General features: G+C 60.0%; 16 protein-coding genes, 5 tRNA genes and 1 pseudogene. 10 read left to right on the forward strand and 12 right to left on the reverse strand.

Features of this window, described 5'->3' with window-relative positions:
* Window positions 1-113 precede the first annotated feature (113 nt).
* Both QOS90_RS21625 and QOS90_RS21630 read left to right on the forward strand, forming a co-directional pair.
* Entirely contained in the window at window positions 114-2,636 is a 2,523-nt protein-coding gene (locus QOS90_RS21625) for a hypothetical protein (protein ID WP_085273700.1), read from the forward strand.
* A 59-nt stretch (window positions 2,637-2,695) separates the two neighbouring features.
* Entirely contained in the window at window positions 2,696-3,310 is a 615-nt protein-coding gene (locus QOS90_RS21630) for a hypothetical protein (RefSeq protein WP_085273701.1), read from the forward strand.
* Here the strand turns inward: QOS90_RS21630 and QOS90_RS21635 are convergent.
* Window positions 3,244-4,974 carry a hypothetical protein gene (locus QOS90_RS21635; RefSeq protein ID WP_143491081.1) on the reverse strand — a complete coding sequence of 577 codons (1,731 nt, stop codon included), beginning with the start codon at window positions 4,972-4,974 and terminating at the stop codon, window positions 3,244-3,246. The two genes, QOS90_RS21630 and QOS90_RS21635, sit on opposite strands and share 67 nt — an antisense overlap.
* Before the next feature lie 192 nt (window positions 4,975-5,166).
* On the opposite strand from QOS90_RS21635, the pseudogene QOS90_RS27690 reads away from it, so the two are divergent.
* From QOS90_RS27690 to QOS90_RS21650, 3 genes and pseudogenes are all read left to right on the forward strand, one after another.
* Window positions 5,167-5,376, forward strand: a pseudogene (locus QOS90_RS27690) (hypothetical protein); the annotation flags it as partial.
* Between the two features lie 1,928 nt (window positions 5,377-7,304).
* A complete protein-coding gene (locus tag QOS90_RS21645; protein WP_085273704.1) occupies window positions 7,305-9,485 on the forward strand; it encodes an autotransporter outer membrane beta-barrel domain-containing protein in 2,181 nt (726 codons plus the stop codon).
* Window positions 9,486-9,548: 63 nt separating this feature from the next.
* Window positions 9,549-11,054, forward strand: coding sequence for a hypothetical protein (locus QOS90_RS21650; RefSeq protein WP_256577475.1), 1,506 nt, complete (start codon window positions 9,549-9,551; stop codon window positions 11,052-11,054).
* Between the two features lie 66 nt (window positions 11,055-11,120).
* Here QOS90_RS21650 and QOS90_RS21655 read toward each other — a convergent pair.
* The 5 genes from QOS90_RS21655 to QOS90_RS21675 form a co-directional block, all read right to left on the reverse strand.
* A tRNA-Gly gene (locus tag QOS90_RS21655) sits at window positions 11,121-11,196 on the reverse strand.
* 86 nt (window positions 11,197-11,282) lie between these two features.
* Window positions 11,283-11,358: transfer RNA gene (locus QOS90_RS21660), tRNA-Gly, on the reverse strand.
* A gap of 3 nt (window positions 11,359-11,361) precedes the next feature.
* Window positions 11,362-11,437 (reverse strand) — tRNA-Glu (locus QOS90_RS21665).
* 92 nt (window positions 11,438-11,529) lie between these two features.
* Window positions 11,530-11,605: transfer RNA gene (locus QOS90_RS21670), tRNA-Gly, on the reverse strand.
* A gap of 4 nt (window positions 11,606-11,609) precedes the next feature.
* A tRNA-Glu gene (locus tag QOS90_RS21675) sits at window positions 11,610-11,685 on the reverse strand.
* A 332-nt stretch (window positions 11,686-12,017) separates the two neighbouring features.
* Here QOS90_RS21675 and QOS90_RS21680 point away from each other — a divergent pair.
* Window positions 12,018-12,785: a hypothetical protein gene (locus QOS90_RS21680; protein ID WP_027596055.1), complete on the forward strand. Its 768-nt coding sequence runs from the start codon at window positions 12,018-12,020 to the stop codon at window positions 12,783-12,785.
* 112 nt (window positions 12,786-12,897) lie between these two features.
* On the opposite strand, the gene msrC is transcribed toward QOS90_RS21680, so the two are convergent.
* Together msrC and QOS90_RS21690 are read right to left on the reverse strand one after the other, a co-directional pair.
* Window positions 12,898-13,380 (reverse strand): free L-methionine (R)-S-oxide reductase MsrC, encoded by a 483-nt coding sequence (gene msrC / locus QOS90_RS21685; RefSeq protein WP_027596054.1) that lies wholly within the window; start codon window positions 13,378-13,380, stop codon window positions 12,898-12,900.
* Window positions 13,381-14,268, reverse strand: coding sequence for an ATP-binding protein (locus QOS90_RS21690; RefSeq protein ID WP_027596053.1), 888 nt, complete (start codon window positions 14,266-14,268; stop codon window positions 13,381-13,383).
* Between the two features lie 199 nt (window positions 14,269-14,467).
* Here QOS90_RS21690 and QOS90_RS21695 point away from each other — a divergent pair, with 199 nt between their 5' ends.
* Window positions 14,468-16,825, forward strand: coding sequence for a hybrid sensor histidine kinase/response regulator (locus tag QOS90_RS21695; protein WP_085273705.1), 2,358 nt, complete (start codon window positions 14,468-14,470; stop codon window positions 16,823-16,825).
* Here the strand turns inward: QOS90_RS21695 and QOS90_RS21700 are convergent.
* Both QOS90_RS21700 and msrB read right to left on the reverse strand, forming a co-directional pair.
* Window positions 16,815-17,303: a glutathione peroxidase gene (locus QOS90_RS21700; RefSeq protein WP_027596051.1), complete on the reverse strand. Its 489-nt coding sequence runs from the start codon at window positions 17,301-17,303 to the stop codon at window positions 16,815-16,817. The genes QOS90_RS21695 and QOS90_RS21700 overlap by 11 nt on opposite strands.
* 13 nt (window positions 17,304-17,316) lie before the next feature.
* Window positions 17,317-17,712 (reverse strand): peptide-methionine (R)-S-oxide reductase MsrB, encoded by a 396-nt coding sequence (gene msrB, locus QOS90_RS21705; RefSeq protein WP_027596050.1) that lies wholly within the window; start codon window positions 17,710-17,712, stop codon window positions 17,317-17,319.
* A gap of 167 nt (window positions 17,713-17,879) precedes the next feature.
* Between msrB and QOS90_RS21710 the strand changes: the two genes are divergently transcribed.
* Window positions 17,880-19,091, forward strand: a complete 1,212-nt coding sequence (locus tag QOS90_RS21710) for a pyridoxal phosphate-dependent aminotransferase (RefSeq protein WP_085273706.1) — start codon at window positions 17,880-17,882, stop codon at window positions 19,089-19,091.
* 264 nt (window positions 19,092-19,355) lie between these two features.
* Window positions 19,356-20,243, forward strand: coding sequence for a protease HtpX (htpX, locus tag QOS90_RS21715; RefSeq protein WP_016715101.1), 888 nt, complete (start codon window positions 19,356-19,358; stop codon window positions 20,241-20,243).
* Between the two features lie 60 nt (window positions 20,244-20,303).
* Here the strand turns inward: htpX and QOS90_RS21720 are convergent, their stop codons facing one another.
* Window positions 20,304-20,954, reverse strand: coding sequence for a thiopurine S-methyltransferase (locus QOS90_RS21720; protein WP_085273707.1), 651 nt, complete (start codon window positions 20,952-20,954; stop codon window positions 20,304-20,306).
* 111 nt (window positions 20,955-21,065) lie between these two features.
* On the opposite strand from QOS90_RS21720, the gene QOS90_RS21725 reads away from it, so the two are divergent.
* Window positions 21,066-21,833: a DODA-type extradiol aromatic ring-opening family dioxygenase gene (locus QOS90_RS21725; protein WP_085273708.1), complete on the forward strand. Its 768-nt coding sequence runs from the start codon at window positions 21,066-21,068 to the stop codon at window positions 21,831-21,833.
* 182 nt (window positions 21,834-22,015) lie between these two features.
* Here QOS90_RS21725 and QOS90_RS21730 read toward each other — a convergent pair whose 3' ends face one another.
* Complete coding sequence (locus tag QOS90_RS21730) at window positions 22,016-23,698, reverse strand: DEAD/DEAH box helicase (RefSeq protein ID WP_027596046.1); 1,683 nt, start codon at window positions 23,696-23,698, stop codon at window positions 22,016-22,018.
* Between the last annotated feature and the right edge of the window lie 414 nt (window positions 23,699-24,112).

Below are 24,112 nucleotides of genomic sequence, written 5' to 3' on the forward strand. Positions count from 1 at the left end.
AAGTTCAGGTTGACGGTGTCTGCCAGTTTTGATGATGGCGAAACCTGGCGGGACTTTCGTTCCGTCGATATCGAATTGATTGATTGAAATCCAATTCTTGCGCGAGGTGAATCATGTCGACTAATTCCAAGGCGAGCTTGCTGAAGTGGTTGGAGACGGGTGATCGACTGCTGGGCAATGACTCTGTTTTTGCAATTGATAAAGCCAAGGCAGACAGGCTGCTGACTCAAGAGTATATCAGGCGCTTCAAGACCAGTTCGTACCTGCCGCCGGTGAATGGTGAGACCAAGCCAGACAATGGTTATAAGGTGTTCATGCAGAATTTTATTCTGGATCACCCTAGGCTGTCTTTTGATAACACCGATATTACCAGCTCCCGCGCCAGCCTGCGTATGAAGATGGTGGGCGGCAATCAGGTAGGGTTGAAGCAGGCTGGCGCCAACTGGTACCCCCAGCGTATTGATCGGATCGAACCTTTGGTGGGCCCAGAGTTGCGTTTGAATCTGCAGTTGAGTGAGGCGCCGGGGCATGTCGATGACGGCGGCGCGTTGACCTTGGACCTGCGCAATAGTGACGATTTTGTCATGACGTTTTCCGATTCCAGGCGTATTCGAGAGTTGGGTGGCGACTTTTTTAAAGCGTTGTTCAGAGCGTTGCCGGATGAAAAACGCGTCTGGTCACTGGGGCATATCGAGCACGGTGATGATGACTTGCTGCGGCCGAAGTCGTTTCAATTGTATACCCAGCGCAATCCTTTAATAGCGAGTTCGCCGATGGATATTGAGGGGGAAGCAGATACGGACGGGGCGTTGCTGGGGACGATTCACATGGTCGGTAGCAGTCTCGAAAAAGCGTCCACACCTGGGAAAGACTATCGTTATTTGATACCTAGCGACAGCAGTGAATATTCCGCGACGGTGATGTTTGGAAAAAATAGGGTTGCGCTCGCAACTATTCTTCGGAATATACCGCGTACCCTTTTCGAGGCGGCAGAATTCAATGTTGAGTACGCGAATGATGGCGCGGCAACCGCAACATTCACGGATGGGCAACTAAATTTTTCAGGTGGAGCCGATAGCGCATTTTTTGAAGGTGACTACGCCGCTGGCGGTTATGGGCAGTTTTTCAGTGAGATGAATATGCGGGTGCCAGCGGGGACGATGCCGTTGGCGGGAAATCTGAAAATTCATATTGCTAATGGTCAGGCGGTCTTGGAGTTTGATAAAACGGCTTGGCTGGATGTTGAGGTAACCCGGTATTGGGATTCTTGGGGGTATGCGGACCCTTGGAACCCAGGAACGCACCCGAGCTATATGCTGGGGGGGTGGTCGGCGGAGTCTCGATTAATTATAAAAATTACTTGGAATATTGATGATCAGCAAGGCGGTATGTTGAAGTTGGCAGACATCAACATTGATTTTCCGAATAAATGGGATTTGTATAATCTTGAGAGAGGCTGGCCAGTGCCTCCGGCGGAGGGTAATCAATTTGGTACCAGTGAAAAACACGCTGTTTGGATGAGGAAAAGTGTGTACGCGGCAGTGGAAAATGTTGTACGTGGCACGTCTATCCCTCTGTTGCGGGCCGCACTCGCAAAAGACTTTGCCACCGATTTGTATATTAATGAGGTGGTGGAGAAAACGATCCAGCTTAACTTCGGCGGTGCCATCACGGGGCGTGATCTTTACTTGCCTCGCGACGTGGTGAGCTTCGGTAGCGTCAACCCGAAATTGACTACGTTTACCGTCTCGCCACTCGAAAAAGTCATGGTCCAGGGGGACAAGCTACAGCTCTCTGTCGTGCCTGCGCAACAGAAGATCGAGTGGTCCGTCGAGTCAGTGGAAGGCTCTGCTGACGATGCGGGTAATTTCGACCGCGTTACTAATGGACTTTACCTGGCTCCCGGTGCCAGTGGTATCCGAGGCGACTTTACCCGTGTGCGCATCACCGCCACCGCGCCAGCCACAGGTTTCTCCAGTTCCGCGTTGGTCACCGTGGTGAAAAACGCGCTCAGTGTGAGCCCACTGGTGGAGCTTTGCCAGGTTGGGGATGAAGGGGTGACCCTCAAGGCCGGTCATGTGTCCGAGGGCGAATTGAGCTGGAGAATTCTGGGCGCGCAACCTCATGGCTCCCTCGCTCATGCATCCGGTGCCACCAACACCTACATACCTGGCCCAGACCTGCAGGGCAAGGCATTTGTGCTTGAGGAGGTAGAGGTCAGCAACAGCACCGGTGTACGCCGTTCGGTGTGCCTGATCACAAATAGCAAACTTAAACCTCCCACCACAGTGATCATGTCAAAGCACGATGTGAAGTTGGGCAGGGCATGGCTGCAGTTATTTAGCGGCGGTGCTGCTATTCCGGGTGAACTGACAGTGGTCCATGGCCCAGGCCAGATCGGCAAAGACGAAGACGGCAATCCCTATTATCAAGCCGTTACGTCAGATGCTCCGTTCTGTGTGGTCCGGTGCAACTTGCAGACGCAGGCGGAGGTGGAGTTCCCGCCAGGCTCGGGGAACTTCATCCCCATCCCCCTCAATTATGACGGTTTCATTGTACTGCCGTTGCCCTTGGTTGAGCACCCGGGGGCCTATGGAACGCTCGAGCGGGCCGCAAGGCGTCTCACACGCAAGTAGCTGAACAACGTTCAATCACACGAATGCCTTACAGCACATCAGTTGAACAGGGCCATATCATGTCTAGTAACTATCTGTCAGTCATCCTGGCATGGATGAAGCAGCAACCCAGCCATATGAATTGGGACCTCACGTTCGCCATGCGTCCCGAGCAGGCCAACGACCTTGTGGAGCTGGCGCACTACAGTCGCGAGAGCAGCGCGCTGGGCGATATCGAAGGCGAGATCGCTGTGCCGGGTAGCGGTATTACCCACGTGCTGACTGGCTACCGCATGGGGCCGCCACGGTTAGGGGATATCGAGGCGGCGTATTCATCGCCCAACGTGCGGCAAACCATCGCACTGGAAGGCGGTATGCACTTTATCATGGACAAGGCCGACGGCCTTCTCGGTGTGGCGATGCACGACCTGCTGGATCCGTTGCAGGTCAAGCAAGAGCTGGCATTGACAGCCAACTCGCAAGGTGTGCAGGCCGACTTGAAAGAGGGTGTGGAGACTGAGCTTGACCTGGGCGGTGGATTGCCCCAGCGGCTGGCTGCCGGGCGCTTTTTCAAGGACTTCGTCAGTGGGCTGGATATCGCCCGTCGAGTCTATCCGTTGGTGGACTTTCAGGCGCTGGCTGGCAACCCTTCAAGGAATGCTTTGGGCAAGTGCGCTATAACAAGGCCATCGTAATACTCGTCATCACTCACCGCGGTTGAGCGCGGGCGCAGGGTATGCTTGGCACTTTTACGGCTTTTCGGCACACCTTCGGCTTCGATCCCCAGCAGGTGCCCTTCTGCCATGAATGCCCATGACCCCAAAGAGCACAGCGCGCCGCCAGGCGGCACGTCACCCAACGACAGTTGCTCGTTCTCAACCCCCTTCACCTGTATGAGCGGGTAGCTCTGCTGGCCGTAATCGGCCACCTTCAGGTCGAATTTCTGTGAGCTGCGGGGCAATTCGCCAGTTTTGGTAACGGTGTAATAGACCTCAAGGCGCCTGCCCATGTTGGCGGCGATGGCCGTTCGCGGCACCCTGAACAGGCGCAGGTCACCAGAGACGGGCTGTGGCACGATGACCGAGCCCGTGCTGCCATGCCCCTCCCAGTGCATACTGACCTGCGGTGCCGGCAGCTCCCCCTCACCCAACTCTGCATCCGCCGGAATACGCACTTCGGCACCGCCATTGAGGTTACGCGGGTGGACAGTGCCCTGATGCGGCTCATCGTTCCATTCCGGCACGGCATGTTTGATGACGGGCAGTGGCAGGTTCAAGGGGCGCTGCAAGGCCACGGTCAGCCCCTCCGAGCGCTTTTGTGCCCCAGGGCGTCCGTACTCATAGCTGAAGGTAATTTGCTTGCCACGGTTGACCTCGCTCTGCAGCCAAGCACGGTCCAGATGAAACGCCAGGTGTTGGCTGTCGAGCGAACTGACATCTGCTCGCACGCTGCGCAGGCTCACCTCCGGGCCGTCTACATAGAGCATCAGGGAATCGCCCAGGCGTAGGTCTGGGTAAGGCTCGGCCAGCAGCCAGATACCGTCCTTATAAGCATCGCCATCGGGGTCGAGCGTGTCTCCTACATGCCCCGGAATACTGGGCGCCGCCAGCAGAGGCGTGGCAGGAGGGTCACTTGGATCGGGCCAGACAATGGCGAAACGTTGCTCAGGCGAACGGCTTACCGAGCCATCGGTATATTCGATGCGGTAGCGCAAAACCCCGAAGCCGAACATGTAGTTTTCGACATCACCACGTTCCAAGTGCCATAGCAACGGCTGGCCGAGGTCAGCGTTGCTGACTTCATGCAGCAATTCGATCGGCTCGCCAGGCGCGAACTCGTTGTAATGAGGCTGCCACACCAGGAATACCTTGTCCCCTTCAGCCATGGAGACATACGGCGGAGTCGCCAGTTGCAGGCCCTCATCGTTGAGTTGAGTAACATCAATGATCAAGTCATGGGCATCCTGCAGGTGCGCGACCGGCAAGGCCCACAGGCCGTCGGCCATTCGGTTGATGTAAAAGTGCCTGCGCTTCGACTCCTCCAAAAAACCGCCGGTGCTATCCAGAAGTTGGAACGAATAGAACACCGTACCGCCTCGCAACTTCAAAACACGATCGAACTCGATCCTGAACCGCCAGCGCTGCTGAGCGTCAAGTACATCCACCTCAACCTCAACGAAAATATCATCAACGGAGCCATCGTCCATCAGGCCCCGCCAGTTGATCTTCACGTAATCTCCCGGTGTGATACCGCTGTAGGTTATCCAGGTATCTAGTGGGCCTGATGCCAGCGCATCCAGATCAACCGAATTTGTCCTCACGTCGAGGTGCGCGACCTCCGGCCTGTCTGGCGTATTCATGAAAGTGTCCTCTGTGACCAATAACCAATCATGGGAATTGGCGACAGGTATATCACCTCACTCAAGCCCCCACACCTGGCAAAAATGCTAGGTGCCAGCGAGGCATACTTCGACTAGTGTCTGCTCATATGCCCGGGCACTACGGTCGTGCGCCCACCCTCTTTCACCACGTGTAAAGCGAGCACTTCCACCATGAGCACGGAATCTTCATTACATTCCAACGCCCTGAACTTCATGAGCTTTATGGAAAGTGGGGTAGACACCCGCACCGGGCAATACACCTTGTCCATCGCGCTGCCGGAACTTGGCGCCAACTACTTACAAGGCCCGGATGTACCCCTCACGTTAACCTTCAACCCGTTCAACATAATCGACTCGGGGTGGGGCAAAGGTTGGAACCTGTTTACCTTGACCGGCGCCGAGCGTACCTTTGTGGCTATTGGCCCGGTAAGAAGATTCGAACCACCGATTGTCCCTGGCGACTTCCCACTTATTCTCGAGTTCCCCCAAGACTCCATTCCACGCAATGGCAAACTCTGGCTGCGCTATGAACTCATAGACCATTTAGGCGATAAATACGTTTCTCTCCCTATCGAGTTGATCTGTGACAGCGTCGCCCCATGGAGGGACGACCCCGCGCCCCCACTCCTGCCACCCAACGAAATCATCAACGAACGCTATTTGGTCAACCACCCAGAAGGCATCGAGTTGGACTTGCCTGACTACCAAGACCGGGCACCAGGTGACACTTATCAGGTCTTCTACCTGAAAGAATGGTCCGAAGAAGATACCGATTATGACAACCCAGCCGCTGCAGGCGCCGTTACCGACGACCTCAAAGTCATCTTACCGGCAGACTCAATCCGCCTATTGGGCGATGGCAGGTTCTATATCGTGTACTACCTCTTCGACAAAGCACGCAACCGCAGTCGCATCCGTTTGCCGGCCACGATCGACGTGGTACTCACGCCGGAGCCTGCCAACCTACAGCGACCGAAAGTGCCTTTGGCTACGGATGATGGCGTGCTGAGCTTGGATGATGCTCACGCAGGTGTGGCCGTCGAAATAGAGCTGTACACCAACCGCAAAGACGATGACAAAATCTTGGTGACTTGGGGCTCGACGGTCCTTCCCACAGAGCAGGTAGGCTCAGGTCCATTCCCGATCAAGATTTTCGTTCCCCACCGTGTATTGCGTGACGAGTACAGTAAAGCCACCGGGGTAGTGCCCACCAACGTCAGCTACAAAGTGCTGCGCCATCATGCCCCTTATGGGCCGGCAGACGATGACTTCAATGTTGACTTCTCCGTCGCCGGCCCCGAACGCCCAGACCCAGACCCGACCTGGCCAGTCAACCCCGCCCTGCTTGCGCCAACGATTACCAGCTTCACAGGACTCGAAAACGAGATTGCACTACCAGACCGTGGCCAAGATGCCACCCTGACGTTCGACGTATACCCCGACGCCGCAAACGGCCAGGTAGTGGACTTCTACTGGAAAGGCACCCTGGTGACCGAGGCTCGCTGGGTGGTAGATCAAGCCACCGGCACCGAAAAGAGCGTCACGATTCCCTGGAGCTATATCGAGCGTGCAGGCAACGACCCGGCACTGCCCGTGCACTACACCGTACGTGCCAGCCTCACAGCAATCAACGAGCAGGAATCGTCCCCTCTGTACGTGCATGTAACGGCTATCGACATGACGCCGGACGATCTTGAGTTCCATGGCCTTACCGACCGAGGCTGGCTGAGCTGCCCGTCGCTCTGGGACCCCCTCGCCCCCACCGCAGACCCGGCAATCAGGGTTAAGGTACCCGCCCACAGAGGCTCAGCATTACCAGACAACACCACCATAACGCTGTCTTGGTTGATGTATGACGAAACTGTGGGCGGTGACCTGATCGCTGGGGTGGAGAAGCAGGAAACCCTGACATTGACCGAAGACCAGATCAAAAACGGCTTCATCTGGAGGGTCGAGCCCTACCTCCAGCATATCCAGCCCGTTTACACGGCCAACCCCCGAGGTGGGCGCGCGCAGGTGAGTTACGTCATCAACACCACCCCCCCCCGTGTATCCAGACCAACCGAGAACAGGATCAGCATGTCCGATCAGGGCACCAACGGTTCTTGCGACTTGACCAGGCCGTGATCCTGCACCAGCAACGGCCTGCCTCCAGGGCCGTTACCTGGTGACGAATTTTCCATCCATTGAGTAGGAGTTTTCCTACATTTTTCGCGACCAACCGTGACTAACCTCGCGGCTTAACAGATCCGTCCCTCACAAATAAGAGAAGGGTCTTACAGGAAAATATTCACTTTGATGGTGCCCCCATGCCAAGTCGCCCTCCCTTCCCTGCCCGCCGCCGTTCACCAGCGGCCGGGTTCATGCTGTTCGGCCCCCTGCTGTTCGCCACCTCTGCCTGGGGCGAAACCCTGATCAGCGACGATACCCAGCTCGGTGCAGGCAGCACGCTGGACAGCTACCGGGTAATCGGCCCAGCCACACTTACCGCCGAGGGTGCGACGACCCTGCAGATCGCCGCCGAGGCAGGCTCCACCGTGAACCTGTCCGACAGCCAGGTCACCGCCGAAACCAACGCCACTGGCCTGTCGCTCAGAAGCGCCAGCGCCACCGTGCAACGTACCACCATCAGCAGCAACACTCGCGGCCTTGGCTTGAGCAACGGTTCGACCGCGGTGATCAGCGACAGCGTGGTCGAGGGTGGCGTCCAGGGCGCGACCATCAATGCCAGCACTGCCGAACTGCAACGCAGCGCGCTGAGGGGTACTGATGATGCCAGCGAAGGGGTGCGCATGGTGGCGGGCACCCTGACTGCCAAAGAGGGCAGCACCCTCAGTGGTGGCAGCTATGGTGCGCGCATCCTTGAGGACAATGGCCGCGGCGGCTCCACGCTGGTCGTGGACAACAGCCTGGTCGAAGGGCGCAACGGCCCAGCGATCATGGTAGGCCGCGGTGCAGGCTTCGCAGCTTCCGCGCAGATCGACGTGCTCAACGGCGCTACCTTGAGCGGTGGCAATGGTGTATTGCTGGAGGTGGCGGACGACGCTTCCGCCAACCTGCGGGTCAATGACAGCCACTTGCACGGCGATATCGTCGCGGCCGCCGGCGGCACCGCGAACGTGTTGCTGGAGAACCGCGCCACCCTCACGGGCCGCCTGGATAACGTCGCCAGCCTGGGGATCAACAGCGGCGCCGAGTGGGTCCTGATCGAGAACAGCCGCACCAGCGACCTCACCCTCAATGAAGGTGCAGTGCGCTTCGGCGGGCCAGGGGACTTCTTCACCCTGTCGGTGGACAAGCTGGCAGGCAACGGCACCTTTATCATGGAAGCAGACTTCAGCACCGCTCAGTCGGACTTCCTTGAGGTGACGGGCACCGCCAGCGGCACTCATCAGTTGCTGATCAGCCCCAGCGGCAATGACCCGCTTGCCGACAACAGCCTTCATGTGGTGCACACCGCCGCGGGCGATGCGCAGTTCTCACTGGCGGGGGGCGCTGTGGACCTGGGTGCGTATTCCTACGACCTGGTGCAACGAGACAGCAACGATTGGTACCTGGACGTAGCTACCCGCACGGTCAGCCCTGGCACACAGTCGGTCATGGCACTGGCCAATGTGGCACCCACCATCTGGTATGGCGAGCTGGGCACCTTACGCAGCCGCATGGGCGAGGTGCGCCGTGACCCGCGCAAGGCCGGTGGCTGGGTACGCACCTACGCCAACCAGTACAACGTTTCGGGCACCTCTGGCGCCGCTTACCAGCAACAGCAGCAAGGGCTGTCGATCGGTACCGACACACCCGTGGCTGCCGGCGACGGTAACTGGCTGGTCGGGGTCACGGCTGGCTACAGCAACTCCGACCTCAACCTCACCCGGGGCTCGTCGGCCAGCGTCGACAGCTACCATGCCGGCGCTTATGCCACCTGGCTCGATCCCGACAGCGGCTACTACTTCGACGCCGTGGCTCGGCTCAACCGGTTCAAGAACCAGGCTGACGTGCGCATGAGCGACGACAGCAAGGCCAAGGGCGATTATGCCGCCCTGGGTGCCGGCGTATCGCTGGAAGTGGGGCGCCAACTGGCCCTGGCAGATGGCTGGTTCGTCGAACCCTTCGCGCAGTTGTCCGGGCTTGTGGTGCAAGGCAAGGACTACACCCTGGATAACGGCATGCGTGCCGAAAGCGAACGCACCCGTTCGGTGCTGGGCAAAGTGGGCAGCACCGTAGGGCGCACCTTCACAGCCGGCGAAGGGCGCAGCGTGCAACCTTACCTGCGGGTTGCCGCCGTTCACGAATTCGTCAATGACAACCAGGTGAAAGTGAACGACAACCGCTTCGGCACCGACCTGTCAGGCTCGCGCGGCGAGGTGGGTGTCGGGATGGCAGTCGCCTGGGACGATAAATGGCAAGCACACGCCGACTTCGACTACAGCAACGGCAGCAAGATAGAGCAGCCGTGGGGCGTCAATTTCGGCGTGCGTTACAACTGGTGACAACGAAGGGAAGGCCTAAGCGCCTTCCCTTTTTCATTCATGCATCAGAGGAAGGGAAGGTCGATGACACAGAAAAAAAGCTCCGTTGAAGCGAAATCGTCTACCAGGAAGGCACCTGCAAAGAAAGCGACCGCCAAAGACACAGCCCTCCTCGTACCTCCAAATGTGCCAGAACTGGTGCCCGATATAGAAGGAGGAATACCGAACACGGTGTCGTTCCTGGCAACCTATATGCCCTTGCGGGTCGAATTCCCCCTGTGGGCTCACTCGAACCCCAGCGAGACGGACGAAGAATATCTAAGCCTGTACTGGAACGGCGTGCTGGTTGAAAAGAAGACCTTCAACCAGCCCATCAAGCCTGAAGAACTCTTTATCCTTGTACCCGTTCGCACTATGGTCGAAGGCCCGCACCAGTTGCACTACGAGGTCACCATTTTCAATGACACCCAAGCGGCTTCGCGGCCGCTGGATATCTACATCGACAAGACCCCACCCTTGCTGAACCAGCATGATGAAAAACTGAGCTTCTCAGACTATGTCAAACAATATGGCATCACTGACGATTATCTGAAGGACAACGGCGACCAGGCCGAAGCGACGATCCCTCCCTATATAGGTGCCGAGGTGGGTGATACGTTGGAATGGCAATGGCAGGGATACCCCGGTGAGTGGCAGACAGCCGGCATCCGTAAATTAAACCCGGACGATCTCAATCCTGATGGCCTCGAAAGCAAACCTATCAAAGTGAGTTACCCCGGTACCGTCATCCGCCAGTTTTCGACGGATGTCTGCTTTGCCCGTTATATCATTCAAGACCGGGCGGGCACAGCAGCCCAGCGTGCTGAGATGCGCAATGTGAAGTCCAATCCCAATCCCCCTCCGCGAATCTTGCTGCCACCTTTCATCAAAGAAGCAAAAGGCAACGCGTCATTCAGCACCTTGGATGTACGCGACGCGATCAATGGCGTGACATTCATCATCCCAGAAGAGGTAGAAATCAGGCCTAACGAGACTGTCACCGCCATCTGGGGCGAACCAGGCACACTGGGGGGGACCTCGGCCATCATGCCACCAGGCGTGCGTGAGGTCCGTATCCCACGTGTGTATATCCCACCGCATATGAACAGCCGGGTCGAATTGTATTATCAGATCAACAATCCTGATGTGCCGGTCTCTCCTTCGCATTATGTCGCGGTGAGGCCAATCGAAGGTCTTCCAATCGTGCAGTGCAACAAAATCCAGGATGGCGCAATTAACCTGCGCCCCCAGTGGGAAAGCGCTGCGTTCACATTGGGAGACTGGCTACTCCGGCACACGTCGCAATACGTCAACGCCTGGATTGAAGGGGTGGAGCGCGGCGACGTCTCCAAGGTCATCAGGCTTGCCATCGCCAATGAACTCCCGGTACCCACCGAGGCCGGCATCCTGACACTGGGCGCAGTGAGCAAGACCGACCTGATGAAACTGGCGCTGAACTATCAGTTCCACGTATCGGTAGAGGTCTCGTTCGACGATAAAAAGAGCTGGCTGAAATACCCCTATGCGGCGGCTACGCTTGAGCACCGGTAGATTTTTTAGTAGACCTTTTAAAAGGTAAAAAAAAACGCCACTCGAAAGAGTGGCGTTTTTCATGTTTGGAGCGGGAAACGAGACTCGAACTCGCGACCCCGACCTTGGCAAGGTCGTGCTCTACCAACTGAGCTATTCCCGCATTGTGAAGCTTTACCGCTAACCGGCGTGAAGCGCCTTAACGACCTTCACCACCACTGCACCGCATAGACGCCACAGTATTTAAACTGGAGCGGGAAACGAGACTCGAACTCGCGACCCCGACCTTGGCAAGGTCGTGCTCTACCAACTGAGCTATTCCCGCAAATGGCGTCCCCTAGGGGACTCGAACCCCTGTTACCGCCGTGAAAGGGCGGTGTCCTAGGCCACTAGACGAAGGGGACACACAACACTTTTCAGTGCGCCAGATATTGAACCTCACGATTCAACCTGGGCTTTCTTTTCCTGCCCCGCCATTAAGCGTTGCCGGAGAAACTGGAGCGGGAAACGAGACTCGAACTCGCGACCCCGACCTTGGCAAGGTCGTGCTCTACCAACTGAGCTATTCCCGCAATATGGCGTCCCCTAGGGGACTCGAACCCCTGTTACCGCCGTGAAAGGGCGGTGTCCTAGGCCACTAGACGAAGGGGACACGCTGCAAGCACTTACATGCTGCTTTCACTCCCTGCCGCGTTTCGCTGTGTGCTTTACGCTGCAAGTGGCGCGCATTCTATGGATGCTTCGAAGATGCGTCAACCCCTTTGTAGAAATTTATTTAAATCAATGACTTCCGGGTGTGCCGAGCGCTGTTTCAGGCAGCCCGCAGGGGTTTGGCGTTGATTTTCTGGCGTCAAGTCAGCATTAATGTGCCAGCATCCAGCCATGGCACAGTTTGCCGATAGAAAGAGAATGCCTGTCAGGGCCTCTCGCGAGCAAGCTCGCGCCTACACTCAATAATGCAAACCTATTCATGAGGCATTAACGGTGACACCACTTCTGATCACTCTGCTCATCGTGGCGGGTATCGCGTTGCTGATCGTGATCGGCTACCTCAACAATGTGGTCGAGAACAGCAAGCTGGAACGTGCACGGTTGAAGATCGAGCTGGCCGACCGCTTGCGCCGCTGCGGCGAAATCACCGAGACCTTCCCCGGCCAGTTCATGACCCCGGCCCTCAAGCTGCTGCTGGCCCGCCTGGAGCTGAACCTCAACCAGCGCCAGCTGACGGTGGACAAACACAATGCTGAACTCAAAGCGCGCATTGCCGAGCTGGAAGGCCAGATCGCCCTGGGCGAAAAGATCCCGGTGAACAACCCGCCTAACCCGATCCAGACAGAGGCCAAGGCCAAGGACGTGCGTTTTCTGCTCGAAGCGCTGCACACGCAGGTCGCCCGCGCCGCACAGGAGGGCTTCCTGCCTGCCAACGAGGCCAAGCAGTGGGTCAAGGAGATCCGTCATATCCTGGTGCTGCTGCACATCGAGTTCTTCAACAACCTTGGCCAGCTGGCCTTGCAGAAAGCTCAGCCGGGCCAGGCACGCCTCGCCTTCGAGCGGGGTGTGCAGTATTTGCGCAAGCAGCCAGAGCCGAAGGTGTATGAAGAGCAGCTGACCTACTTGGAGAAACTGCTGGCACGGGCCAACGCCCAAGTGATGGACCGCATGGCGCCGGCGGAGGACGAGCACAACGAACTGACCGATGGCCTCAAGACCGACGAGGAAGAGACCTGGAAGAAGAAGGCGATGTACGACTGATTGCTAAACCTGCACTGGCCTCTTCGCGGGCAAGCCCGCTCCCACAGGGACCGCGCCGCACCCTGTGGGAGCGGGCTTGCCCGCGAAGAGGCCGGAACAGGCAACCCAATTATCAGCAGTCAGTCAGTTCCAGAAAGATCGCCGCCAACCGCTCCAACCCCACCTGGTCCGCCTCACTGAAGCGCCCCACCTTCGGGCTGTCCAGGTCCAGCACTCCAATCAACCTGCCCGCCTTCACCAACGGAATCACCAGCTCGCTGTTGGACGCGCTGTCACAAGCGATATGCCCCGGGAACGCATGCACGTCTTCCACCCGCTGGGTTTGCCGCGTGGCCGCAGCCGCGCCACACACACCCTTGCTGAACGGAATACGCACACACGCCACCTGCCCCTGAAACGGCCCGAGCACCAGCTCTTCGTTGCGGTTCAGGTAAAACCCCGCCCAGTTCAGGTCGTCCACCTGGTTATAAAGAAACGCCGAAAACTGCGCGGCGTTGGCGATGAAGTCACGCTCGTCGGCAAACAGCGCCTGCACTTGCGCGGCCAGCAGGTTATAGCCATCGAGGCCGGCGCCACTGGCATTGAGGTCGATCATTTACTTTTGCTCCAGCAATTGCAGCCCGACCCAGTAGCGGGCGAACTGATAGGCACAACGGCCATTACGGTTGCCGCGGCCAGTGGCCCAGCGCACGGCGAGGATGTCCAGGGCTTCGTCACGCTGCCAGTTCAACCCGGCAGGGCGCGCCAACTGGCCGATCCAGTGTTCGACCACATTAAGGAAGTGGTCCTGGGTGAAGGGGTAGAACGACAGCCACAGGCCAAAGCGGTCTGACAGGGCGATCTTGTCTTCCACGGCTTCGCTGGGATGCAGCTCGCCATCGACGCGTTTCCAGTTCTCGTTGTCGCTCTCTTTTTCCGGCACCAGGTGGCGACGGTTGGAGGTGGCGTACAGCAAGACATTGTCGGGGGCTTGCTCCAGCGAACCGTCGAGCACGCTCTTGAGCACCCGGTAGTCGCCCTCCCCGGCTTCGAACGACAGGTCGTCGCAGAACAGGATGAAGCGTTGTGGCAGTTTTTGCAGTTGCTCGACCACCCGCGGCAGGTCGGCCAGGTGGTCGCGCTCGATTTCGATGAGGCGCAGGCCGGCACCTTCGTGCTCGGCCAGCAAGGCGCGCACCAGCGACGACTTGCCGGTGCCACGCGAGCCCCACAGCAAGGCGTGGTTAGCGGGCAGGCCATTGATGAACTGGTGGGTGTTGCGGCCCAGCTGGTCACGTTGCTGGTCGACCCCGATCAAGTCGCTCAGGCGGATGTCCAGGCTGACTTCAAGGGGCATCAGGTAACCGGTGCGGCCATCGCGCTGCCAGCGGGCGGCCAAGGTGGTGTGCCAGTCGATGTCCGGGCGTGGTGCGGGCAACAGCGGCTCAAGGCGCGCCAGTACCGATTCGGCGCGGTCCAGAAAAGCAATCAAGCGAGCGTCCATGACGACTCCTACAAATTCAGATTCTGGGATGCAGTGCCGGCCTCTTCGCGGGTAAACCCGCTCCCACAGGTACTGCACAGCGCTGAAGGCTGCGAAATAACCTGTGGGAGCGGGTTTACCCGCGAAGAGGCCGGCACTGCATACAAGCAATCAAGGTTGAATGTGTGACAGACCCGCCAGCAGCCGGGGCTATTCGGCTATGCTTGCGCAGCGCAAGGGACGTGAAACCGGCTCGGGACTCATGGATATCAAGTTCACCAATCGCCTGTCATACAAGCAAGCCCGGCTGACAGTCCTGGTCGGCTTCATCCTGGGAACATTGCTCAGTCTCATCCAGATCGGCATCGATTATGCCAGCGAAGACGCATCCATCAACCGTGAAGTGCGTGCACTGCTGCAAATCAGCCACAACCCGGCTTCGCGCATCGCCTACAACATCGATGCCGAACTGGCCCTGGAGCTGACCCGCGGCCTGCTGCAATCGCCAGCGGTGATCCGCGCCCGGCTGATCGACAACAACGATACCGTGCTGGCCGACGTCGAGCGCCCACGCCTTGAAGACCGCTACCGCCCGCTCAGCGACTTCCTGTTCGGCGAGCAGCGCCAGCTTCAAGACCGCCTGTTTCTCGCCCATATGCCCAATGAATATCTGGGCACCCTGTACCTGGACGTCGACACCTACGCCTTCGGCAGCCGCTTCCTCGACCGCGCCGGCATCACCCTGTTCAACGGCTTCGCCCGCAGCCTGGTGCTGACCGGGATCCTGCTGGCGCTGTTCTACATGATGCTGACCAAACCGCTGGTGACCGTGATTGGCGCGCTCAGCGGCAGCGACCCGCGCAAGCCGCGGCAAACCCGGCTGGAATGCCCCCACGGCCACGAACACGACGAGATCGGCGTGCTGGTCAAAGTCGCCAACCAGCAGTTCGTCAGCATGGCCACCGAGATCGAGCAGCGGCGTAACGCCGAAAACCGCCTGACCCAGTACCTGAACGAGCTGGAAGACATCGTGTCGGCGCGCACCGACCAGCTCAAGGCCAGCAACAGCAGCTTGAGCCTGTCCAACCAAGAGCTCGAAGAAGCCCGGCGCCGGGCCCTGGACATGGCCCAGGCGCGCGCGGCCTTCCTGGCCAACATGAGTCACGAAATCCGCACCCCGCTCAACGGCATGCTCGGCATGATCGCCCTGGCCCTGGACAGCCCGCTGCCCAGCGAACAGCGCCAGCAGATGACCATCGCCCACGACTCAGGCAAGGTACTGGTGGAGCTGCTGAACGATATTCTCGACCTGTCCAAGTTCGATGCCGGCCAGCTGGAGCTCGAACGCATTGCCTTCGACATGGGCTCGCTGGTCGAGGACACCGCCAACCTGCTGTCGCAGAACACCGCGCAAAGCGTCGAGCTGACCTGCCTTATCGCCCGTGACTTCCCCAGCAGCGTGCTCGGCGACCCGACACGGGTGCGCCAGATCGTCAGCAACCTGTTGTCCAACGCGCTCAAGTTCACCCGCTTCGGCCGCGTCGACATTCGCCTGGTGACGATTGTCGGCGGTGTACGCCTGGAAGTGCGCGATACCGGCATCGGCATCCCCGAGGAGGCGCAGGCGAGGATTTTTCAACCCTTCACCCAGGCTGGCGCTGGCATCACCCGCCAGTACGGCGGCACCGGCCTGGGCCTGGCACTGACGCGCAACCTGTGCAAGGCGATGCAGGGGCACCTGCATATCCAGTCCGAACCAGGCTTTGGCAGCCGCTTCAGCGCAGAGCTGCCACTGGCCGTGCACACTGAAGCCATCCCGCCGGCGCCGCTGCAGGGCCGCGTGGTGGCCCTGAGCGATGCCAGCAGCGGGCTGCATGAGCTGCTGCAAGACCTGCTGCCCGCCTGGGGCCTGGCGTACCAACGCCACGACAGCAGCGCAGGCCTGCACACTGCGACGTTCGACCTGCTGATCACCGACGACCTGGAGCACCTGCTGGCGCTGCGCCCTGCACTGAAAACGCCCATCCTGCTGGTGACGGCCTACGGCAATTTCCTGCCCAATGAGCAATCCATCAACCTTGCGCCGCTGCACCAACTGGCCCGGCCACTGGCGCGCAATGCGCTGTACCAGACGCTACGGCGCATCCTGCAAGGCCACGAGCCCGAGCACCCGCTGGCCAACCCGCACACCCCCCCGGAACAAGGCCGTGCACGGATTCTGCTGGTGGAGGACAACCCGGTGAACCAACTGGTGGCCAAGGGCATGCTGGCCAAGCTCGGCTGCCAGGTACAGCTGGCCACCCAGGGCGCCGAAGCCCTGGCGTGGCTAGAACAAGAGGATTTCGACCTGGTGCTGATGGACTGCAACATGCCGGTGATGGACGGCTACGAAGCCAGCCGGCGTATCCGCCAGAGCGGCCGCTGGCCAGACTTGCCAATCGTCGCGCTCACCGCCAATGCCATGCCCGAAGAGCGCGAACGCTGCCGGGCGGCGGGCATGAACGACTACCTGGCCAAGCCGTTCCGCCGCGAAGAGCTGCTGGCGCTGGTCGAGCACTGGGTGCCGATCAGCGGCTGAGCAGGCGCTCGATGTCTGCTTCCAGTGCCTGCGGCTTGGTGGTCGGCGCATAGCGCGTGACCTGGCCGCTGGCCGGGTCGACCAGGAACTTGGTGAAATTCCACTTGATCTTCTGGCTGCCCAGCAGGCCGGGGGCGCGCTGCTTGAGCTCGACGAACAGCGGGTGAGCACCCGGCCCGTTGACCTCGACCTTGCGAAACAGCGGGAAGCTCACGCCGAAATTGCGCTCGCAAAACTGCGCGATGTCCCGCGCTTCGCCCGGCTCTTGCTTGCCAAACTGGTTGCAAGGGAAGCCCAGCACCACCAGGCCGCGCTCGCGGTAGGCCTGCCACAACTGCTCCAGGCCTTTATATTGCGGGGTAAAGCCGCACTGGCTGGCGGTGTTGACCACCAACAGGACTTTGCCCGGGAAGTCACCGAGCTTCTTGTGCTCGCCACCCAGGGTCACGCAGGGGATGTCCAGCATCGATCCAGCCATGTTCAGGCTCCGGTCAGTCACGTGGTCGAAGGTCGATGCACACCGAGTTGATGCAATAGCGCAGGCCGGTCGGGGGTGGCCCGTCGGGGAACACGTGGCCCAGGTGCGCATCGCAGCGGGCGCAGGTGACTTCGGTGCGGATCATGCCGTGGGTGGTGTCGCGAATCTCGATCATCGCGCTGTCTTCGATCGGCGCGTAGAAGCTCGGCCAGCCGCAGCCAGAATCGAACTTGGTTTGCGCATCGAACAGCGGCAGGCTGCAGCAGATGCAATGGTAGATACCATCACGGCGTTCGCTGTTGTACTTGCCGCTGAACGGCCGCTCGGTGCCTTTGAGGCGGCACACCTGGTACTGCTCGGGGTCGAGCATCGACCGCCATTGTTCAAGTGTCTTCTCGATCTTTTGCATGTAGGGACCTCGACAGGCTTAATTTCACCCCGCGCCGTCTTTTCCGTAACGCGGGTGGCACGTATATTAGTTGGCTTCGTGTGCCAGGCGTTCAGTCTGGCACCCGCTTCCTGCCCTTTCAAACCTTTCGAAAGGGCGCGGTGCGTATTCTCAACCGGGACCCCATCATGCAGTTCAGCAAATCGAACAAGCTCGCCAATGTCTGCTACGACATTCGCGGCCCAGTGCTCAAGCACGCCAAACGCCTGGAGGAGGAAGGCCACCGCATCCTCAAGCTGAACATCGGCAACCCGGCGCCGTTTGGCTTCGAGGCGCCGGACGAAATTCTCCAGGATGTGATCCGCAACCTGCCCACCGCGCAGGGCTACAGCGACTCCAAAGGGCTGTTCAGCGCGCGCAAGGCGGTGATGCAGTACTGCCAGCAGAAGGAAATCGAAGGCGTCACCATCGAGGACATCTACCTCGGTAACGGCGTGTCCGAGCTGATCGTCATGTCGATGCAGGCGCTGCTCAACAACGGCGACGAAGTGCTGATCCCGGCCCCCGACTACCCGCTGTGGACCGCTGCAGTGAGCCTGGCTGGCGGCAAGCCGGTGCACTACCTGTGCGACGAACAGGCCGACTGGTTCCCTGACCTTGAAGACATCAAGGCCAAGATCACCCCGAACACCAAGGCCCTGGTGATCATCAACCCGAACAACCCGACCGGCGCGGTGTACTCCAAGGAGCTGCTGCTGGGCATGCTGGAGCTGGCGCGCCAGCACAACCTGGTGGTGTTCTCCGACGAGATCTACGACAAGATCCTCTACGACGAAGCCGTGCACATCAGCACCGCCTCGCTGGCCCCCGACCTGCTGTGCCTGACCTTCAACGGCCTGTCCAAGTCGTACCGGGTGGCGGGCTTCCGTTCCGGCTGGCTGATCATCTCGGGGCCCAAGCACCACGCCCAGAGCTACATCGAAGGCATCGACATGCTGGCCAACATGCGCCTGTGCGCCAACGTGCCGGCCCAGCATGCCATCCAGACCGCCCTGGGCGGCTACCAGAGCATCAACGACCTGGTGCTGCCACAAGGCCGCCTGCTGGAGCAGCGCAACCGCACCTACGAGCTGCTCAACGACATCCCGGGCGTGAGCTGCGTGAAGCCGATGGGCGCGCTGTATGCGTTCCCGCGGATCGACCCGAAGGTCTGCCCGATCCTCAATGACGAGAAGTTCGCGCTAGACCTGCTGCTGTCGGAAAAACTGCTGATCGTGCAAGGTACAGCGTTCAACTGGCCATGGCCGGACCACTTCCGCGTGGTGACCTTGCCGCGGGTGGACGACCTGGAAGCGGCGATCGGGCGGATCGGGAATTTCCTGCGGACTTATTCGCAGTAACTGAAGGCCTCTTCGCAACACAAGGCTGCTCCTACAGGTGTACGCGTTCTCCTGTAGGAGCAGCCTTGCGCTGCGAATGGGCTGCAAAGCAGCCCCAAATGTTTCTTACATCCTGCAACGCTCTACCTCACAGCCCCCACCGCATCCTCTGCCATACTCCGCCGTACACAGTTTGAAATAGTCGCCCGATTGAATCGGCACGGCTTGCACCTTATATACCCCGCAGTAAGCAACACACTCATCCGTCAGGAGAACGTAACAACCATGATGCGCATTCTGTTGTTTGTAGCCACCAACCTCGCGGTGGTGCTGGTTGCAAGCATTACCCTGAGCCTGTTCGGTTTCAACGGGTTCATGGCCGCCAACGGGGTCGACCTCAACCTCAGCAGCCTGCTGGTGTTCTGCGCCGTGTTCGGCTTTGCCGGCTCCCTTGTCTCGCTGTTCATCTCCAAGTGGATGGCGAAGATGAGCACCGGCACCCAGATCATCTCCCAGCCGCGCACCCGCCACGAACAATGGCTGTTGCAAACGGTCGAGGAGCTGTCGCGCGAGGCCGGCATCAAGATGCCCGAAGTGGGTATCTTCCCGGCCTACGAGGCCAACGCCTTCGCCACCGGCTGGAACCGCAACGATGCCCTGGTAGCGGTGTCCCAAGGCCTGCTGGAGCGTTTCTCGCCCGATGAAGTGCGTGCGGTGCTGGCCCACGAGATCGGCCACGTGGCCAACGGTGACATGGTCACCCTGGCGCTGGTGCAGGGCGTGGTGAACACCTTCGTGATGTTCTTTGCCCGCATCATCGGCAACTTCGTCGACAAGGTCATCTTCAAGAACGAAGAAGGCCAGGGTATTGCCTACTACGTCGCGACCATCGTTGCCGAGCTGATCCTGGGCATCCTGGCCAGCATGATCGTCATGTGGTTCTCGCGCCGCCGCGAGTACCGTGCCGACGAAGCCGGCGCACAACTGGCCGGCACGGCCGCGATGATCGGCGCCCTGCAGCGCCTGCGTGTGGAGCAAGGCCTGCCAGTCCATATGCCGGACACCATGAAGGCCTTCGGCATCAATGGCGGCCTCAAGCACGGCCTGGCCGGGCTGCTGATGAGCCACCCGCCGCTGGAAGACCGTATCGAGGCGCTGCGCCGTCGCGGTTGATCCACCCAGCAAAAACAAAAAAGGGCGACTTCGGTCGCCCTTTTTTGTGGGTGGTCCCCTTCAGAGGCCTATGCGATACACCCGCTCGAGCAGGCTGGTAGCACCGGCCTGGGCAAACTTCGGGCTCTGCTCAATGATTTCCAGCACCTCCAGCGGCTCCACCTGCCGACCGGCAAAGCCGTGCCGCACCTCATCATCGGCGACCGAAAACGGCGGGCCAGCCAACAGCGCCTGGTCATAATCCAGCGTCACCAACAGCCCTTGGCACCCCGCTGGCAGCATGTCAGCCAACAGCCGCATGTAGCGCAGGCGCATCTGGGGCGGTAAAGCAATCAACGCCGCACGGTCATAGAACCCCGCGCAATCGGCTACATCCTGGGCCTGCAAGGCAAAGAAGTCGCCGCACCACAGCTCTACCTCGGCGCTTCTCCAAACCTCGAACGCGCCCTTCTGCGAGACTTCAGGCTCAAGCCCGTGCTCTAGGAAAAAGCCCTCTACTGCCCGCCGCGACAGCTCCACCCCCAGCACCCGATGCCCCTGCCCTGCCAGCCAGGCCAGGTCCAGGCTCTTGCCACACAACGGCACCAGCACACGGCTGCCAGCCGGCAGCGCCAGCGCTGGCCAGTGCGCTTGCAGGTAGGGGTTGACCTGCGCTTGATGGAAGCCGATCTGGTTGTCGGCCCATCGTTTGTGCCAGAACGCTGGCTCCATGGTTGCTCCTGTACTTATCAAGCGCTTCGATACATAGCGCAGAAAACTTGGTTTGGATTTCGATCGGTAACTGATCGAAGATGACTGCATCTTAACCCTCAGGACATCACCATGCTGCCCAGCCTGTTCATTTCCCATGGTTCCCCCATGCTCGCCCTACAGCCAGGCGCCAGCGGGCCGGCCTTGGCCGGGTTGGCCAACGCCCTGCCGCACCCCAAGGCGATCGTGGTGGTGTCGGCGCACTGGGAAAGCCGTGAGCTGCTGGTGACCGGCAGCCAGCAGCCCGAGACCTGGCACGACTTCCACGGTTTCCCCCAGGCGCTGTATGCCGTGCAGTACCCGGCACCGGGTGCCCCTGCGCTGGCCGAGCAGGTGTGCGCGTTGCTGGGCGCTGCCGGCTTGCCGGCGCGCACCGATGCGCACCGGCCGTTCGACCATGGCGCGTGGGTGCCGTTATCGCTGATGTACCCGGGCGCCAACATCCCGGTACTCCAGGTGTCGCTACCCAGTCAGTTGGGGCCTGCCTTGCAGCTCAAGGTTGGCCAGGCACTGGCAGGGTTGCGCGCGCAGGGGGTACTGCTGGTGGGCTCGGGGAGCATTACCCATAACCTGGGCGAACTGGACTGGCACGCCGGGCCGGACGTGATCGAGCCTTGGGCGCTGGCGTTTCGGGATTGGGTGGTGGCGCGGCTGCAGGAGGATGACCGGGATGCGCTGGTGGGTTACCGGCAAGCGGCACCGTTTGCGGTGCGTAACCATCCCAGTGATGAGCATTTGCTACCGCTGTTTTTTGCCCTCGGGGCTGGGGGCACGTTCAGCATCGTCCACCAGGGGTTCACCTTGGGCGCACTGGGGATGGATATCTACAGGTTCGACTGAAACACCGATCCCCTGTAGGAGCAGCCTTGTGCTGCGAAGAGGCCGGTGCAAGCACAGTGAATGCTCGCTGCTTGCACTGGCCTCTTCGCAGCGCAAGGCTGCTCCTACAAGGGGCCGTGTGCGCTTCACCCAGGCAAAAAAAATCCCCAGCTCAGGCCGGGGATTTTTTTATTCCGCCAGGATCAATCTTCGCGGTAGCGACGCAGCTTCAGCTGCTTGCCAGCCACGCGGGTGTCCTTGAGCTTGGACAGCAGACGCTCCAGGCCATCTTCCGGCAGCTCAACCAGGCTGAAGCTGTCGCGTACCTGGATACGGCCGATAGCGTCACGGGCCAGGCCGCCTTCGTTGAGGATGGCACCCAACAGGTTCTTGGCAGCAATGCCGTCACGGGCACCCAGGGCAGTACGGCAACGCACGCGGCCTTCAGCCAGCGGCATTGGCGCACGACGCTCACGGTCACCACGGTCACTGCGCTCGCCACGCTCGGCACGCTCACCGGTACGCTCACGCGGTGCACCAACGCCCGGTACCAGCGGCTGCTCGCGCTCTACGGCAGCCAGGTCCAGCGCCTGACCATTGGTGGCTTTGCGCAGCAAGGCCGAAGCCAGGGCACGCGGGCTGCAACCCAGGTCGGTGGTCAGACGGTCGAGCAGGTCGCCATGGCTGGCTTCCGATTCGGCCACCAGCGGCGCCAGGCTCGAGGTCAGTTTCTTGATGCGAGCATCCAGAACGGCCTGGGCATTCGGCAGGCGTGCTTCGGCAACTTTCTGCCCGGTAACACGCTCGATCACTTGCAGCATGCGGCGCTCACGCGGGGTGACCAGCAGCAGTGCACGGCCTTCGCGACCGGCACGGCCGGTACGGCCGATACGGTGAACGTAGGACTCTGGGTCGTACGGCATGTCAACGTTGAACACGTGCGTGATGCGCGGTACGTCCAGACCACGGGCAGCGACGTCGGTGGCGACGACGATGTCCAGGCGGCCATCCTTGAGCGAGTCGATAACGCGCTCACGCTGGTTCTGGGCGATGTCGCCGTTCAGCGCAGCAGCCTTGTAGCCCTTGGCTTCCAGCGCGGCGGCCAGGTCCAGGGTGGCTTGCTTGGTACGCACGAAGGCGATCAGCGCGTCGAACTCTTCAACTTCCAGCAGACGCAGAACAGCCGGGATCTTCTGGTCGGCATGGACCATCAGGTGAGCCTGGTCGATCGCGGTAACGGTCTGGGTCTTGCTCTGGATCTTGACGTGCTTGGGTTCACGCAGGTGACGTTCAGCGATCGAGCGGATCGACGACGGCAGGGTTGCGGAGAACAGAACGGTCTGACGGCTAGCTGGGATTGCGTCGAAGATCACTTCGAGGTCATCCATGAAGCCCAGCTTGAGCATCTCGTCGGCTTCGTCCAGTACCAGGTACTGTACGGTCGACAGGACTTTTTCGTCACGACGCAGGTGGTCGCACAGACGGCCTGGGGTAGCGACGACGATTTGCGCGCCGTTACGGATGGCACGCAGCTGTGGGCCCATCGGGGCACCACCGTAAACAGCGACCACGTTAACGCCCGGCATCTGCTTGGCGTAGGTTTCGAAAGCGGTAGCAACTTGCAGCGCCAACTCACGGGTTGGCGCCAGGATCAGGGCTTGCGGTTCGCGCTTGCTCACGTCGATCTTGTTGAGGATCGGCAGGGCGAAGGCAGCGGTCTTGCCGGTGCCAGTCTGCGCCTGGCCGATCATGTCGTGACCGGCGAGGATGATCGGGATCGACTGATGCTGAATGGCGGACGGCTCTTCATAGCCGGTAGCCAGTACAGCAGCAACAATATTCGGATTGAGATCGAGAGCGGCGAATCCGCCGGTTTCCTGGGTCATGGGTCTGCCTCTAGGTGCATCCGCAAAGACCCATGCTCCAAAGCTGCACATGCCTTGAAAGACCAGAAGGTCACCCAGGCAGCTTTGGCGGCGGGGATTTGCGAAAACGATTGAAAAAGAAAAACTTGGGAAGGTCCGCCTAGCGGACGTGCAGCCGAAGCTGGACTCGGAGGATTTGCACCACCTGATTTTGAGGTCCGCTAAAAGACCGGCGCGTACTATACCCGAATTAACGGGTTACGTGAGGAAAATTTTCGGTAGACCGGAGCCATCAGGTAGCCACTAGCGACGACGGGCTGAATCGTTAATTCACATCCCCTTGTAGGAGCAGCCTTGCGCTGCGAAGAGGCCGGTGAAAGCAGCAAGCATCTACGCTGCCTGCAATGGCCTCTTCGCAGCACAAGGCTGCTCCTA

This window comes from Pseudomonas sp. LAIL14HWK12:I10, assembly GCF_900184205.1.
In the GTDB taxonomy this organism is placed as follows: Bacteria; Pseudomonadota; Gammaproteobacteria; order Pseudomonadales; family Pseudomonadaceae; genus Aquipseudomonas; species Aquipseudomonas kermanshahensis.